Here is a 15828-nt window from a genome sequence, read left to right on the forward strand (position 1 = left end):
ACCAGGAAATGAATATAAGCATTGTCCAGAACTCCATTAATGAGTGGGATGGCACATGGGTGGCAGATCCGCATCTGATCGTGACCTCCACTGTGGATTATGCAACCATACAGTATGAACTGGGATATATAACGAAGCCACTTACAGAAAAAGATATATTTGATATGTCTTTTTATGATTCCTTACAAAAGTAAGTGCATTGACAGTAACTTACATGAATGAGCAAGGAGTCCTGTAGGCAGACATGAAGAATAAAATAATGCACGCGGTAAAGAGCAGAGCAGTGGAGATCATTTCCATTATCTCTGCCCTTCTGCTGTGGCAACTGGTAGCAGACCTTATAGTCCGTAATAAGTTCTTTCTGCCAAGTATCCTCGATGTAATTTCTGCTGCATTAACGATAGTTCAGCGCCCATCCGTTTTAGAAATAGGGGCGTTGGCCATCGAAATACCAGTTGTTTTTGTTGACCTCTTACAAAGCTTGTTACATTTTTCCATAGGCATGGTAGCTGCTCTGGTCATAGGAATACCTGTGGGCTTGATCATGGGCTGGTTCACAACATTGAACAGAGTACTTGACCCAATTATTGAGATGTTAAGACCTATACCTCCTCTTGCCTGGATACCTTTTGCCATCATATGGCTGGGTCTCACGCCCGTGTCAGCCGGTTTTCTGATCTTTATAGGAGCTGTGTTCCCAGTTATCATTAACACATTTACCGGGCTTAAGAACGTACCTAAGGTCTATGTAGAAGCAGCCAGGGTACTTGGATGCAGGCAGGAACGTGATCTTATAAGATACGTTGCCCTTCCTTCTGCTCTACCGTCAATAGCTGCTGGTATTAGGATAGCTATAGGTGTGGGATGGATGTGCCTGGTGGCTGCGGAGATGTTCGGTGTGAGCAAATATGGGCTAGGTTTCAAGATATGGCATCATTACCATCTTCATCAGATGGACATGGTGCTCGTATACATGATGGTCCTGGGCCTTCTGGGCCTTTTAATTGACAAGGTCCTGAGATATGTTATCGATGAACACCTGCTCAAATGGCAGGCAGGGGTTGTGAGATAATGGGAAAAGTTGAAATAAAGAACATTACCCGCACTTTCAGAAAGGAAGATGCACCTGAAACCCTTGCATTGGATAATGTGAGCCTTGATATAGGTGACAAGGAGTTCGTGTGTTTCTTAGGTCCTTCCGGTTGCGGTAAGACCACTCTTCTGCGCATCATTGCCGGACTTGATGCTCCGGATTCAGGGGAAATACTACTGGACGGAACCAGAATAACCATACCGGATTCAAAGAGAGGCATGGTATTCCAGGAGTATTCGCTTTTCCCCTGGAGAACTGTCACCGAGAACATCATCTTTGGCCCGGAAATGAAAGGGGTTGCCCGGAAAAATGCAATACTGGATGCTGAGAAATATCTTGAGCTGGTGGGCCTCACACAGTTCAAGGATAGTTTCCCGTATGAACTTTCAGGGGGTATGAGGCAAAGAGTCGCCATTGCCCGTGCACTTGCCAATGAACCGGAAGTCTTGCTCATGGATGAACCTTTCGGCGCACTGGATGCTCAGACCAGGAACTCTTTACAGCACCAGCTTCTTGAGATATGGAATAAGAAACACATAACCATCCTGTTCGTTACCCACAGTGTGGATGAGGCAGTATTTTTGGCTGACAGGATAGTAGTTATGACCGCACGTCCCGGAAAAATAAAAGAGGTCATAAATGTAGACCTTCCGCGTCCAAGGATACGAACAAGTCCTGAAGCTAACAAGCTACGGACAGCCGTGTTGAAGTTACTCTCCGAAGAGAGAAAAGAAAGGATCGATTAATATCCACAACTCATAATGATCAGGAATATTTCAACTCACTCGGAACGTACGATCACTTTCGTTCCGGCCTCTACATCTTTTATGCTGACCTTGCCCACAAGTTCCAGCACCTTTTCAGCTTTTACAAAACCCATGGAACAGCCCGGCCTCACAAGCATCTGCCCCCCACATGTGGCAGAGCCTTCGATCTTCACATCATCCATTAGTGTAAGGTCCTTGTCCACCTGTACGTCACCCTTTATCTCACAATGCGGACCAATGAGCGCATTATGTGCCTGCACATGACCCCTGACCTGAGAGTTCTTTCCAAGCTCAAGGTTTCCCTCAACCCTCAGTTCCTGCCAGAAATTGCATCCTGCGCCAACTATCAGATTACCTTTGAGAAGAACGCTGTCCTCAAAGTACGCTTTTCTCTGAACGATGTAGGTATTGGAACCGGGGTGGTACTTGATAAATTCTGTATTCATTTTATCACTGGTACAAGGCGATGTAGTTGAAAACGTATAGGTATACGATAGACTCTCATATATATTAGTTTCATAGACTATGCTGTTATGACTCCCATAATGCAAGAGTGATCAGTGATAGGGCAGTAGCAACAATGCTATCTTTTCTATTACCCCAGAAACCTTCGGAGTTTTGTGCTTTCATGAGCCAGTCCATAGAAACCTTAAGTTCTTCCCTCAAACTTGTCATTAAAAGAGACTGCATGACTATGTTGCTGGTTGCTATGTTCTTCCATCCACCATCCAATTCACGTTTCTCAAGCAACCAGCGTGCTCTCTCTTCAATAAAACCATGATATTCACTCTGCATAGTTCCCTGTTTTACTAATGCCAGGATCACAAGTGCAGTGGTTCCAGGATGTTCCCAGTCAGGTCCACAGTTGTCTAATAGCCACTGGCATCCATCGGGATCATGGATATCCATATCTGCCAGGGCTATGAGGGAATAGGCGGTATCGTACACGTTACCGTTCCAGGAACCTTCTTTCTTTTGTAAAAGAAGCCATTGCCCCACATCTGGGAAGACCAGACCCATTTGGGAAAGAGAAGAGGCTGCTCTGGCAGTTTCCCTTACATTTCCTCCCCAAGGCGGGTTGCCTTTAAGCCTGATAAGATAAGCAGTATGGCGGCTGGATAGTTTCCATGCCCCTCGAGCCCAGACCACGCGGGCGATCCCCTTGATGGAATCCGGCTGTTGCATCTCGATCCAATCAAGTGCCTTTGCTATCCTGTGGTCCATGCAATATAATATGCTGGTCTGTATTTAGCGTTTTTCTAGCAATGCATCCTATACCTGTGTCTCTGAGCATACTCTGCTTTTTTTCCGGGATTCCATTGGTTCACATGACCGTAATAACCAGTTACCCTAGATATGTGATCATTAATCGGACTGGAGCACAGTGGGCACATTTCATTTACACCTCTGGAAGTATGCCCCTTATCACATATGGAAAAATCAGGGGAAAAACAGAAATAAGCAAGTTTTGTCCCCGAAAGTTTCCTGACAAATTCATTAAGACCGGCCGGGTCAGGATAACTTTCACCCATCCATATATGGCAGATCGTACCCCCGGTAAAGAATGGATGGAACTCTGCCTCGATATTGATCCTGTCTATAAGAGACATACCTGCATTATAAGGCAAGTGAGTGGAATTGGTGTAATAGTATGCTCCTTCAATACCCTGCACCTTAGCTTTTTCCCCAAAATTATTTCTGTCGAGCATGGCAAGCCGATGTGCAGTGCTTTCTGCAGGAGTCTGCTCAAGAGTATACTCTATGCCATCCTCATGGGAGAACTCCTCTATCCTTCCAAGTATGTGAGCAATTATTTTTATGCCTGTTACGATCTTTTTGTCAATACCTTCTCCTGTAAGGTTCAAAAGACATTCATTCAGACCCACCACACCAAATGTAAGATGACGTTTCTCAAAGTCAAAATATGGCACACCGTCATCAGTTTTGTTGAGCAGCCAGGGTAGAAGTTCCCATTCATAAAGTGATCGTCTGACTATATCCTGCCCTTCCAGCAATGCCTTCCGGGCAACATCAAGAGCGTTATCCAGCTGTGCAATGAAATTATCTTCATCGGCTGACCGTAGAGCCACTCCGGGTAGGTTAATGCTTACAACCTTATTGGAGCCCGTACCCATGCCACCAGCCGTCCAGATACCTCCCGCATGCTTGCTCAGTAATCTGCAGCACATGGCATGCACCGTATCCTCTTCCAGATAAGGGGCAGCAAGGTTCAGGAAATAAGGTGCACCTGTAGCTGAAGTAGCCTGTATGGTCTCCATCCACAGGGGATCATTAAAATCATGGTCCTTAGTGATGGCTGTGGTAATGAGAGGGAATGTGAAGGGAGCACCCGTGGAATCGCCATCCGCTGAAACTCTCATGAAAGCACTGTAAATCTGCCGTGCCTTATCTTCAAATTCACTATATGTTGCATCGAGTGTTTTACCTCCGTATACCACTCTTTCTTCCTTCAGTGCAGGAGGGCATTTCAATCTCAGGCCGATGTTGGTAAAAGCGCTCTGAGCACCTATTCTATTTGACTGGTTCATCTGGAACATGAAACCCTGCACTGTCTGGTATATCATAGACTCATCCATTCTCTCATAATGCAGATGTGGAGCGAGCAGCCAGTTGAGCATGTCCACAGCCTGAGCTCCTGCAAAGAATTGCTGGGAATGCATCATGAATGACATAACATGGAAGAGAGCAGAGTCCAGTCTTTTAGCAGGCAGGCTGCGTGTGTCAGGGAACTTCAGGCCGTCCATGAGGATGATACGCCCGTCAATGCCATTACAATATGGCATGAAAGGGCTATGCAGGTCATGGATATGTATCAGGCCTTCCAGATGGGCTGCTGTGACATCCTTAGAGTAAAGCTTTTCCAGAGCATATCGTTTTTTGACCTGGGATGCAATATGCAGGTCTATCACCGACGGACTGGTCCTGGTGTTCGAGTTCTCGGTAAGCAACCAGTTCTTTTTGAAGAGCACATCGTCTATAAGCTCCACAGGATCCTTGAAATCAAGCCTGTCAACATTACCTCCACTTGACATCACTGTCATGATTAAAAATCTGTGATGCTGGCTTATATAGTTATTTCATTTCGGCTCTGTAGCAATGATATAAAAAATGTATTGTGAAGGGATCATAGGCTTTCCCTGCACAAAAAGTGTACTAAACTTACACCTATTCTTTAAATCCAACGACTGAATCCACGATCTTTGTGAATTCCCTTGACCACTCAGTGGCATCAGCATCCAAGGTATGCACTTTCCCGCTATCCTCGATCTCAGCGAGTTCGGGATCCATGGGTAATGCTGCAAGCACCGGTACACCAAAGTCCTTTGCTGCCTTTTCAACGCCACCTTTACTGAAAAGATCGATCCTCTCATCACAGTGAGGGCAGATGATCACGCTCATATTCTCCACTATGCCTATAACAGGAACCTTTAGCATATGGGCAAAGGTAATTGACTTGCGTACACTTACCAGAGCCATATCCTGAGGTGTGGTAACGACCACGGCACCATCGATCTTTTCAATGAGCTGGGCGATACTGAGGGGTTCATCGCCTGTTCCCGGGGGAAGATCAACGATAAGATAGTCAAGCTTTCCCCATGAAACATCTTCCAGAAACTGTTTGATAGCCGCCATCTTGGCCGGTCCTCTCCATATCACAGGAGAATCCTTATCCTCGATAAGTAAGGCGATGGACATAACTTTGAGGTTATCTGTCACTGGTACGGGAACAATGCCTTTCTCGTCCACTTCAGGTCTTTTATCCTCTATTCCGAACATCTTGGGTATACTTGGCCCGTGAATGTCACTGTCAAGGAGACCTACTTTGAATCCCTTCCGGGCAAGCTGGGCAGCAAGATTGGCTGCAACGGTGCTTTTTCCGACTCCCCCTTTTCCACTCATTACCATTATCTTGTTCTTGATCGCCCTCATATTGGCAACTAATTTTGATTCCTGCGGCTTCTGGAGCAGATCCTGTGTTTTCTGAACTTTCTTGTCCATATTTTTTCACCTGAATGATAATTCAAATTTTCAAAAGACGTAACGTACATTTGGCTTATGTTGACCTTCTGCAACCTTTGTTTTCCTCTCCGACAGTGACATAATCCCCACCTGAGATCTCAATAGCTTTGCCGGTGGTGAGAGCAAAAGTAACTTTTCTCCTGGCGCTTTGCAAGTCTTCCCAGAAGGCTCTTCTTGATATCCCCATTTTAAGGGATGCTTCTTCCTGTGTAAGACCTTCAAGGTCCACAAGACGCAAAGCCTCAAGTTCTTCCATTGCAATAGAAACTACTTCCAGTTCACGTAGAGGCACTCCTCTGGGTTTAAAATAGATCACTTCCGGAGTAAGCTCCACACGCCGTGGGCACTTAGGACGTCCTCTCTCTTTCATAGCAATTTTTCACAATGGATATTAATTATATATAGTTTCCTACAGTTAAAAGTGACCCGATGTAGAAAGGGTCAAGATGCTTTATAATATGTCCCATTTTCGGATACGATACTTATTATAGTGTTGGAGGAGATCAGTTTTTCCATAATAGGAGTCATTTGAGCACTTGAGATGCCAAGAGATGCACATATCTGCTCTAAAGTGCAAGGCCTTCTGAGTAAAAGGTCATAGACCTCTTCTTCCACATTTTCGTGCTGCATACTTGACCTTTCTCGTCTCAGGCCTTTGAGTACCAGTTTGACCCTATTTCTTCCGAACTCTGCATCAAATCTGTGTGCTATTTCCTTTAACCTTATGTCTGCCACCGGGACAATGAACTTCTCCGCAGGTGGCCTGCTGACAGTTAATATCTCTATCTCATCCGGACCTATGGTCTTAAGGACCTCAATGAGTTTGGTGATCTCCTCATCCGTACTGTTCACCGGATAACCATTTCTTGAGTCAACAAGCATTACTTCGATCCCAAGTCTTGGACTTTTTTCCATGTTTTGGATAGCTTGCAACCCTTTTATGATATTATCAAGCTTTATGCCGTCAACTGGCCTGTGTATGGCCCTGAACGTATCTTCATTACCAGAAACAAGGGTTGCTATTACAAGATCTGCTTCTGCAAGATTGGAACGCACGTCCTCCCTGTCTACAAGAGAAGAATTCGTTAGCACACAAACGGGTTTGTCTGTGACCTGTTTTACTCCTCTGATCATCGATCCAAGTGAGAGGTTAAGTGTGGGCTCACATGTACCGGAAAAAGTAACATAATCAAGGTTTTCGATATTCCTGTGGAAAGATCTGATCCCTTCTATCACTTCTTCGGTGGTTGCTGCTCCCTCAACATCTTCTGGTCCTTTTACCTTATAATCCACATGTCCCAGTTGGCAATAGACGCAATCAAAATTACAATTCCTCTTTGTGCCGGCCTTTCTGATCACATCGACACCAAGGGACCTTCCAAGCCTTCTTGAAAGAATAGGACCATAGATAATTCTTGTTTTCATTTTTATACCACAGTATTATGTGATGTGTATTGTTCAAAACTCCATAGAATATCCTGCAAAAATATCGACAAATGCATCTGGATATTTCATCTTAATCTCTTTTTTATGAGCTGTACAATGACCTGCACCTATCAAATGCATGCTTTTGAACAGATCATATTCCTGGCTATCGTGCAGACCTCCCAAGATACCGATCACATTGCCAAAGGAAGAAGCTGCATCCAATATTGCAGGAAGTCCGGGGTGTGCACAACCAGTGATAACGTACAGTCCTTTGCCGGAATCCAGTATCAAAGATTGTTCTTTTATCTCTTTTCCAAGTTCGCCTGTTGTGTATACTCCCCTGCATATTTCCTGAGGTATTTTTATATCATGCAATCTGGGACCCACGGAACTATCCATATTCGAAAGAGAAGTGGAAGTACCTGCCTCCTTCCCCCTTGTCGAGATCTCTTTTTTCAGGTTGGGTGAAAAACTTGCCGGTATAAAGACGTTCACATCTGGCTGCATGTTAAGGAAAGTTGGCACACCACCAATGTGATCCCAGTGCTGATGAGATAGCACCAAAGTGTCAATATCTTCGGGAGAAATACCAAGTTTTTCCATGTTAGCCAAAAGAACATGGCCATCCCACCCGGTATCAAAAAGAATATTATGTGCAACAGTTTCAATTAAGCAAGAAAACCCCCATCCACTATTCAAACCTTTTTTTGTCTCATTGTCATAAATGACCGTAAGCTTCATATTTGTACTCCTGTTTGACCATATCTCCTTGTTAACTACTATTAACCACATGTGAGAATAAATATATGAAGATATCTGAAAAGTATTAAATATAATTTCTCCATATAGAATTAATAGAAAAGGAAGGAGATTTACAATTGCACTATGGTCTTGGTATTGATACCGGTGGAACGTACACCGATGCTGTCCTTTTAAGAGGGTCAGACGGCATGATCGTAGATTCTAAAAAAGCGTTTACCACATATCCTGACCTGCAGATGGGCATAAGTGCGGTTCTGGATGCCCTTGACCAGGAACTTCTCAGCCAGGTCAACCTCGTGTCAGTTTCTACCACCCTTTCAACTAATTCATTACTTGAAGGTACGGGGACCCCAGTGGGACTTGTGCTCATAGGGCAGCATCCTGCAGATCAGGAATTCCCTACTCCGGATCTCATTGTGGTTCCTGGGGGCCATGGTCCAAGCGGTGAAGAAGAGGTGCCTTTGGATACCGAAGCCATCAGGGGGTTTGGTAGCAGGACAAAAGACAAAGTGTCAGCATACGCAATCTCTGCCTTCTTTGGTACGAGGAACCCCGATCATGAACTGCGGGCAAAATCCCTTATCCAGAAGATAACTGGTAAACCTGTCGTATGTGGTCACGAACTTTCCCAGGAACTAGGTGCCTATGAAAGGGCGGTGACTGCTGTTCTTAATGCTCAGTTGATACCTATTACTCATCGCTTTGTTAGTGCTGTTATGGCAGACATCAGGAAACGAGGCATCAATGCAAGGATGCTGATGCTGAAATGTGATGGTTCCGTATATAATCTGGAGGACGCTCTGGAAAAACCCATCGAGACCATTTTTTCCGGTCCTGCCGCAAGTCTTCTCGGAGCATCGTATCTTGCAAAACTGGACACATGTGCAGCCATAGATGTGGGGGGAACCAGTACCGATGTATCTGCCATATACCATGGAGTACCGGAAATAAGCGCTTCAGGTTCTGTGGTCGGCGGATGGAAAACAAGAGTAAGGGCCATGAAGATGGAAACATCGGCCACTGGTGGAGACAGCCATGTCTGGATCACTGATGGAAAAGTGAAGATAGGTCCCAGACGTGTTATTCCTCTATGTGTTGCTGCAGTTGAGTATCCAGGACTGTTACAGAAACTTAGTCACATGAGACCTCTACCTCGTAAGTCACTGGATGAGAACTATCAGCCCACCAAGTTCTTTGTAAGGACCGGTTATGCCAGCAATGGGCTGAACAATGAAGAAGCTGAAATGCTCCAGCATATCGGAATCGATCCTATCAGCATACATGAACTCTACACTTATATGCATGCCATGCCTTCCGGAAAGATAATTGATTCACTTATAAAGAAAAGACTGGTGCAAGCCATCGGTTTCACGCCCACGGACGCTTTGCATGTGAGGGGAGAATACACTGCCTGGGATCTGGATGCTTCCCACGCGGGTGCCGAGCTTCTTTCCCGCTATAACGGCAGTAAAAAATATGAATTCTGCACCCATGTGAAAGAACATGTGGCAAGGAATATGGCCTATAGTCAGATGGCTTTTCTTTTGCCTGAAAGGTCCAGACCCCTTGTGGACGAACTGCTTAGTGGCTTGTATCCGGCAAAGTTCAGCCTGAAATTGCCTGTTGTATTATTGGGAGGACCCGTAAAAGCATATTCAGAGGAAATGTCTGCACTCTTAGATGCTGATATTATCGTCCCGGAACATGCAGATGTGGGGAATGCCGTGGGGGCTCTTGCCGGAAAGGGTGTCAAGAAAGTTGAAGTACTGATCATGCCAGTGTCCATAGAAAAACCTGCAGAGGATTTCCTTATCTTCTATCCGGGTGGAAGGGAACATGTTGTAGATTACAGAGAAGCTTTTGAGAGAGCAAGACAGATCGGACTGGACATGGTGCTTGATTATGAAAACAGATGTGGAGTGAGCAAGGAAGAGACACAGACCAATATTTCAGTGAAGAACATTTCTCCTGAGAACTGGCCTTATCCACCTCTGGAAACCAGGATCACCGTTGTGGGCATAGGCAACCCCATGATGATCATAAAGGAGTGAAATGGATAATTTCCACACTTCCATCTCTTTTTTCTCTTTCCTTTCCTCATATTAAGTTGTCTTAAATTTGATATATTAACTTTTTGAGTTAATTATTTATATTTTATCTCATATTAGAGTAATTGTCAATCGAGAACATACTTGAAAAGACGTACTATAAGCAGGCCGTGAGCAAAATGAAGATATGCGTTACTACAAAGGACAATGGTCCTGAAGCGGAAACAAATCCACATTTTGGAAGATGCGTATATTTTATGTTCGTAGATACGGACTCCATGCAGCACGAATTTGTGAAGAACCCCTACGCTGCTGAATCTCAGGGTGCTGGTGTGCGGGCTGCACAATATATTGCAGACCAAGGAGCAGACGTGCTGATCTGCGGGAACCCTGGCCCAAATGCCGTATCAGTAATGGAAACTGCAGGCATAGGGATAGTGAAATATCCTGAAATGAAAGCTATGGAAGCTGTAGAAAAATTCCTTGGAACAAATGATCTTTGAAGGGTGAAAATATGAAGATATGTGTACCATCTATGGGTAAAACTGGCCTGGAAGACCAGGTCGGGCAGCATTTTGGAAAGGTTTTGAACTATATCATGTACGATACAGAGAGCAGCGAGGTTTCAGTAATACCCAATACAAGTGAGCATAATGGCGGAGTAGGACTGCCTCCTGAACTGATGTCCCAAAATGGGGTCAGTGTTATGCTTTGCGGGGGTCTTGGTACGAAAGCTGTTGCAATGTTCGAGCAGTATGGAATAGAAGTATATGTGGGAGCACAGGGTACCATCTGGGATGCTCTGAAAGCATGGGAAACAGGAAGATTACAAAAGGCAACCATGGACAACGCATGCAGTTCTCATGAACACCACGACCACCATCATAGTCATGGCCATCACCACAGTCATGATCACGGTCATCACCACCACTAAAGTCCACATCCTCTGCGGGATGACAACAACGTAAAAAGTACCAGAGGCTTCATGAGAATAGCAGTAGCAAGTGGAAAAGGAGGTACTGGTAAGACCACAGTGTCCCTTAACCTTGCATTATCCCTTGGAAATGTCCAGCTCCTTGACTGTGATGTAGAAGAGCCGAACTGCAATCTGTTCCTGAACCACGAACTTGAAAAAGTGAGAGATGTGGAGATTCATGTCCCTTTCATTTCAAAAGATAAGTGTGACCTCTGTATGAACTGTGTGGATGTCTGCTGTTTCAACGCACTTGTTAAACTGCCCAAAAGTCTCATGTTATTTCCCAAATTATGTCATGGTTGTGGAGCCTGTTCCATTGTATGCCCACAGGGTGCCATTCATGAAGAAGGCAGATCAATCGGGACCATTGAAAGGTCCGTTTCAAAAAATTGCGGCACAGAACTGTACCAGGGCCTATTGAATATCGGCGAACCTATGGCTTCCCCTATGATCCATGCACTTAAAACACATATTGATGATACAAGGACCGTGATCATAGACTCTCCGCCAGGTACTGCATGCCCGGTCATTTCTGCCATAACCGGGGCAGATTACTGTGTGCTTGTCACTGAGCCCACTCCTTTTGGACTATATGACCTGTCACTTGCCGTCGAACTGGTAAAAGAACTACGTATCCCCTATGGAGTAGTGGTCAACAGATGTGACATGGGTGATGAAAGAGTGGACAGATATTGTTCTGAGAATAACATTCCGGTACTTATGAAGATACCAAATGAAATGAAAATAGCTGAACTGTACTCCCAGGGCATTCCTTTCGTGCTGCAAATGCCACACTGGAAAGAAAGTTTCCTTGATATGTTCAGGCAAATCCAAGAGCTGGCAGGCAGGTGTTGAAATGCCAAAACAGATCACTGTTATCAGTGGCAAAGGCGGTACCGGCAAGACCACCCTTACAGCGGCTTTTTCTTCCCTCGCGAACAAAGTCCTGATAGCAGATTGTGACGTGGATGCAGCGGATATTCATCTGATACTGGATCCAGGATCGACAAGCAAACTGGATTTCTATGGCATGGAGGTAGCTTTCATCAACGAGGACAAATGTTCTGCTTGTGGTACATGTGTGGAAAGATGCAGGTTCGGTGCTATCTCAAAAGAATTCGTGATCGATGCACATATCTGCGAAGGATGTGGTGTATGCTCGCTGATCTGTCCTGAAAATGCCATAACAATGAAGGAACATAAAGCTGGAGAAATATTCAGGTCTGTAACAAGATATGGTCCTTTAGTCCATGCGAGGTTAGGAATAGGAGAAGAGACCGGCGGAAAACTGGTCTCGATGGTTAGAAAGACCTCCAGTGAAATGGCTGCAGAGAATGACATTGATCTTATTATCATAGACGGACCTCCCGGAACCGGATGCTCTGTAATTGCGTCCATATCTGGGGTGGACCTTGTATTCATAGTTACGGAACCAAGTGTATCAGGGATACATGACCTTGAGAGAGTACTTGAGGTCACTGCTCATTTTGGAATAAAAGCAGTTGTTTGTATCAACAAATGCAACATCAATGAAGAAAAAACAGCAGATATAGAAGAATTCTGTAAAATTAAAGGCATTGATGTAGTAGGCAAGCTCCCTCTGAGTGACATCCCCATTAAAGCAATGCTTGAAAGTCAAACAGTTATAGAATATGAAGATGGTATTTTTTCCGGAGCAGTTAGGGACATGTGGAGCAAGATAATGGCATGTGTTACATTAATGAAAAATGAAACAAATTTTTGATCCCAGATATATTTGATAGGCCTTTAATTAAGTGTAAGGGCCACATTTGCGGACTAATTGGCTGCCTGCATTTGAATGGTTTTTGTTGTGATGTTTGTTGGCAATATAATTAAAATTCATTATAATTGTCAAAGCTCTTTTATGGGAGAAGCGACATAAGGTTAAATGTAGGTTGGGATAGATATGTCCAGCATCCTTAACAGAACGGCTGGTGGATCTCACCCACTGGCAAATGCAACTCTGGATTATGTAGAGATCCTTATTGCGCTTCTTATTTTGATACTTCTGGTTTCTTCAGTCGACAGCATGATCGATTTCGTTGATCTTATAAAAACGATCCTCTGTCAAAACAGGTTCTCTTACGGCCCATAAAGGCCTGCAATGAAAACAAAATGAAGAGAAGGATATTTTTTCCTTATCTCTTCTTTTCTATGAACAGAAGTGCAACGAATGCAAGGACAGATGCAACCAATGCAAATCCAGGCGTTGAAGGCACTGATACAGCACTCTTAGGTTCTTCTCCGAAATGAAGGGCTTCAACAGCATCTATATCTGATCCGGGCTCTCTTCCTGATGTGCTTGTTTCCCTATCTTCTATCTTCACGTATCTGGCCCAGTTGAGGTCAGAGTCAGCAAGGTCGAATTCGTCTGTTCCTGTCCCTTCTCCCAGGGACTCCCAAGTCTGCAGGTCCTGACTGACAAAAACCTCATATGTTTCGGGAGTATCCTTGCCGTAGAATATCTGGTCCTTTTCGTATATTCTCAGATCATCTCCTTCCTCATCAAGGATCAACTCATTTGCACCCATATCTACTATTACGTATCCCCCGCCCAATGACATAGGCTCTATTTTATTCATATCTACGACGCCTATAATATAACTATCAAGGTTGTTGATATTGGCCGTTCCTCCTAAATCCTTTTCCACAACATTGTTAGCATAGGCACGGCTGTCAATTCCCGGGGTTCTCTCATCTGCTGCAAGTACGGTAAGGGAGAGAGAGAACATTAGGGTCAACGAAATGATCATGTAAGTTATTTTTCTTTTTAGCATGCGACCACCCATAGTGAATTGTCATTATTGATACTTACTTATCTGTAAATAAAACTATCTCTATTTTTAGGGCACAATTCATGGTTAAACCACTTTCTACTATAAATTATACAATAAAAAGAAATTATTGTGCACCATGGTATTTATCTGTCAATGTTGTATCTGGTCGTCTGGCAAAAGATGCCCATGGCAAAGTACAGAGCGGGCATTCCGGACCAAATCCAGCCGCTGCATAACCCCTCATTCCACCAGCTACATTAAATATCTTATCAAAACCCTTTTGCTTCAGAATACTGGCACCCATGCTGGATCGCTGTCCACTTCCGCATATCAGGACAGTTTCGTCTGCAGGATCAAGTTCCTTATATCCCTCTCTCAGCTCAGCTACAGGAATATTGATAGCATTCTGAATATGGAAATTTTCGTATTCACTTGATGCCCTGACATCCACAAGGATCGTAGTACCTCCTTGTATAACTCGCTTGTTCAATTCATGAGAAGATAACTGCTGTACATGTGCTGTGGGATAGCCGGCAGTGACCCATGCGTACATACCACCGGCTAAATACCCATAAACTCTGTCAAGTCCCACCCTGTGCAACTGCCTGGAAACCTCAACAGCCTGTCCATATCCTTCGCAGACCAGGAGTATGTCTTTATCCGGAGGAAGCAACCAGCCCGCAAAGGTTGGGAAATTACCGTCAATATCAATGCTGTACGCTCCAGGAACATGTTGTCCCCCAAACGCTTCAAAGTTGCGTACATCCAGCACCAGAACATTGTTATCGGCTGTCAGAGAGGAAAACACGAGGGGCTCAAGCTCTTCCAGAGAGGGTAGATCGCTAACCTTTACAGGGCCCTGTCTATTGATATCCGTGCACCTGTGGAAATGATCAGGTGCATCGGGCATACCATGTGTAAGAGAGTCTATGAATCCCCTGCGATCACTTATTTTCAGTGCATAGTTGAATTTCTTTTCGTATCCTATAGTGCTTGTTCTCTTTGCAGCCATTGCCCTGCCACACAGAGAACCTGCTCCATGAGCAGGATATACTTCACAGGTGTCGGGTAATTTCATTATTTTCTCATGGAGGCTGTCATATAGTCTGGATGCAAGCTCCTCCGCTCTTCCAGGAAATAGGTCGGGGCGACCCACATCTCCCACAAAGAGGGTATCTCCGCAGAACAATGCTACCGGGTCTTCCCCCCGTGACCTGTCTGTCACCACATAGGAAATGTGTTCAGGAGTGTGTCCTGGAGTTTCGAGCACCTTTATGGTCATATCTTCTATCTCAAAAGAATCCCCTTCTGAAAGAGGCACATAATCAAAATCGAAGTCTGCAGACCGGGGCCCGTATATAGTGGCTCCGGTCCTCTCTGCCAGATCTATGTGCCCGGATATGAAATCCGCATGCAGGTGAGTTTCAAGTATGTATGTGATCCTGGTTCCCATCTCTCTTGCCACTTCTATATATATGTCAGCATCACGACGTGGGTCGATTGTGGCGCATTCCTTGTTCCCACCCAGAAAATATGAGCTGTGTGCTATCTTTTTGGTAAATAACTGCTGTATTATCATTTAATTCACTCCCATTTTGCATTATTTGTTATTCTGTTATCTACAAATAAATGACTCATAAATTTTTGTGGTCTTAAAGTGCTTTATGTCTGTGGCAGATATTTGGATAATAATCCAAATATTGACTTGTAATTTGATGCAAAATCAAAAAACTTAAATAAGCCTTATTTGCTACAGGAATACATGGAATCATTTACCGGACTGGAAGTGTCCCCTCGAAAAGTCGATTACCTTAAGTTCCTTCTTAAAAAAGAAGAAACTGTGCGTACGACTGACATATCATCCGAACTCAATGTGGACCCATCCACGACAACAAAGACCCTTGCAGACCTTGCT

The 15828-nt window shown here is 44.4% G+C and carries 17 protein-coding genes and 2 pseudogenes; 10 read left to right on the forward strand and 9 right to left on the reverse strand.

The window, feature by feature from the left end:
* The 3 genes and pseudogenes from AB7U21_RS04915 to AB7U21_RS04925 all read left to right on the forward strand — a co-directional run.
* Positions 1-194, forward strand: a pseudogene (locus AB7U21_RS04915) (ABC transporter substrate-binding protein); the annotation flags it as partial.
* A 50-nt stretch (positions 195-244) separates the two neighbouring features.
* Positions 245-1072 (forward strand): ABC transporter permease, encoded by an 828-nt coding sequence (locus AB7U21_RS04920; protein WP_333786765.1) that lies wholly within the window; start codon positions 245-247, stop codon positions 1070-1072.
* Positions 1072-1839: an ABC transporter ATP-binding protein gene (locus AB7U21_RS04925; RefSeq protein WP_333786766.1), complete on the forward strand. Its 768-nt coding sequence runs from the start codon at positions 1072-1074 to the stop codon at positions 1837-1839. Before AB7U21_RS04920 ends, AB7U21_RS04925 begins: the two co-directional genes overlap by 1 nt.
* 35 nt (positions 1840-1874) lie before the next feature.
* Here the strand turns inward: AB7U21_RS04925 and AB7U21_RS04930 are convergent, their stop codons facing one another.
* The 7 genes from AB7U21_RS04930 to AB7U21_RS04960 all read right to left on the reverse strand — a co-directional run bounded on the left by AB7U21_RS04930 (position 1875) and on the right by AB7U21_RS04960 (position 8070).
* Complete coding sequence (locus AB7U21_RS04930) at positions 1875-2306, reverse strand: polymer-forming cytoskeletal protein (protein WP_333786767.1); 432 nt, start codon at positions 2304-2306, stop codon at positions 1875-1877.
* A gap of 85 nt (positions 2307-2391) precedes the next feature.
* Positions 2392-3084: a prenyltransferase/squalene oxidase repeat-containing protein gene (locus AB7U21_RS04935; RefSeq protein WP_428387436.1), complete on the reverse strand. Its 693-nt coding sequence runs from the start codon at positions 3082-3084 to the stop codon at positions 2392-2394.
* A 35-nt stretch (positions 3085-3119) separates the two neighbouring features.
* Positions 3120-4922 (reverse strand): anaerobic ribonucleoside-triphosphate reductase, encoded by a 1803-nt coding sequence (gene nrdD / locus AB7U21_RS04940; RefSeq protein WP_428387438.1) that lies wholly within the window; start codon positions 4920-4922, stop codon positions 3120-3122.
* Between the two features lie 124 nt (positions 4923-5046).
* On the reverse strand, positions 5047-5880 hold the full coding sequence (locus AB7U21_RS04945; protein WP_428387440.1) for an Mrp/NBP35 family ATP-binding protein: 834 nt from the start codon (positions 5878-5880) through the stop codon (positions 5047-5049).
* Positions 5881-5935: 55 nt separating this feature from the next.
* Positions 5936-6271, reverse strand: coding sequence for a DUF134 domain-containing protein (locus tag AB7U21_RS04950; RefSeq protein ID WP_333786771.1), 336 nt, complete (start codon positions 6269-6271; stop codon positions 5936-5938).
* Positions 6272-6342: 71 nt separating this feature from the next.
* Positions 6343-7326, reverse strand: a complete 984-nt coding sequence (locus AB7U21_RS04955; RefSeq protein ID WP_428387442.1) for a radical SAM protein — start codon at positions 7324-7326, stop codon at positions 6343-6345.
* A 33-nt stretch (positions 7327-7359) separates the two neighbouring features.
* Complete coding sequence (locus AB7U21_RS04960) at positions 7360-8070, reverse strand: MBL fold metallo-hydrolase (RefSeq protein WP_428387444.1); 711 nt, start codon at positions 8068-8070, stop codon at positions 7360-7362.
* Positions 8071-8207: 137 nt separating this feature from the next.
* Here AB7U21_RS04960 and AB7U21_RS04965 point away from each other — a divergent pair, with 137 nt between their 5' ends.
* The 6 genes from AB7U21_RS04965 (at position 8208) to AB7U21_RS04990 (ending at position 13231) form a co-directional block, all read left to right on the forward strand.
* Complete coding sequence (locus AB7U21_RS04965; RefSeq protein WP_333786774.1) at positions 8208-10142, forward strand: hydantoinase/oxoprolinase family protein; 1935 nt, start codon at positions 8208-8210, stop codon at positions 10140-10142.
* A gap of 122 nt (positions 10143-10264) precedes the next feature.
* Positions 10265-10642: a NifB/NifX family molybdenum-iron cluster-binding protein gene (locus AB7U21_RS04970; protein ID WP_333786775.1), complete on the forward strand. Its 378-nt coding sequence runs from the start codon at positions 10265-10267 to the stop codon at positions 10640-10642.
* Positions 10643-10653: 11 nt separating this feature from the next.
* Complete coding sequence (locus AB7U21_RS04975; RefSeq protein ID WP_333786776.1) at positions 10654-11073, forward strand: NifB/NifX family molybdenum-iron cluster-binding protein; 420 nt, start codon at positions 10654-10656, stop codon at positions 11071-11073.
* Positions 11074-11124: 51 nt separating this feature from the next.
* Positions 11125-11970: an ATP-binding protein gene (locus AB7U21_RS04980; protein WP_428387447.1), complete on the forward strand. Its 846-nt coding sequence runs from the start codon at positions 11125-11127 to the stop codon at positions 11968-11970.
* Position 11971: 1 nt separating this feature from the next.
* Positions 11972-12859 (forward strand): 4Fe-4S binding protein, encoded by an 888-nt coding sequence (locus AB7U21_RS04985; RefSeq protein ID WP_428387449.1) that lies wholly within the window; start codon positions 11972-11974, stop codon positions 12857-12859.
* Between the two features lie 183 nt (positions 12860-13042).
* Positions 13043-13231 (forward strand): hypothetical protein, encoded by a 189-nt coding sequence (locus AB7U21_RS04990; RefSeq protein ID WP_428387451.1) that lies wholly within the window; start codon positions 13043-13045, stop codon positions 13229-13231.
* Positions 13232-13274: 43 nt separating this feature from the next.
* On the opposite strand, the gene AB7U21_RS04995 is transcribed toward AB7U21_RS04990, so the two are convergent.
* Positions 13275-13913, reverse strand: coding sequence for a hypothetical protein (locus AB7U21_RS04995; protein ID WP_333786779.1), 639 nt, complete (start codon positions 13911-13913; stop codon positions 13275-13277).
* A gap of 124 nt (positions 13914-14037) precedes the next feature.
* On the reverse strand, positions 14038-15492 hold the full coding sequence (locus tag AB7U21_RS05000; protein ID WP_428387453.1) for an MBL fold metallo-hydrolase: 1455 nt from the start codon (positions 15490-15492) through the stop codon (positions 14038-14040).
* A 183-nt stretch (positions 15493-15675) separates the two neighbouring features.
* On the opposite strand from AB7U21_RS05000, the pseudogene AB7U21_RS05005 reads away from it, so the two are divergent.
* Positions 15676-15828: pseudogene (locus tag AB7U21_RS05005) on the forward strand (metal-dependent transcriptional regulator); the annotation flags it as partial.

Source organism: Methanomethylovorans sp., assembly GCF_050177135.1.
GTDB lineage: Archaea > Halobacteriota > Methanosarcinia > Methanosarcinales > Methanosarcinaceae > Methanomethylovorans.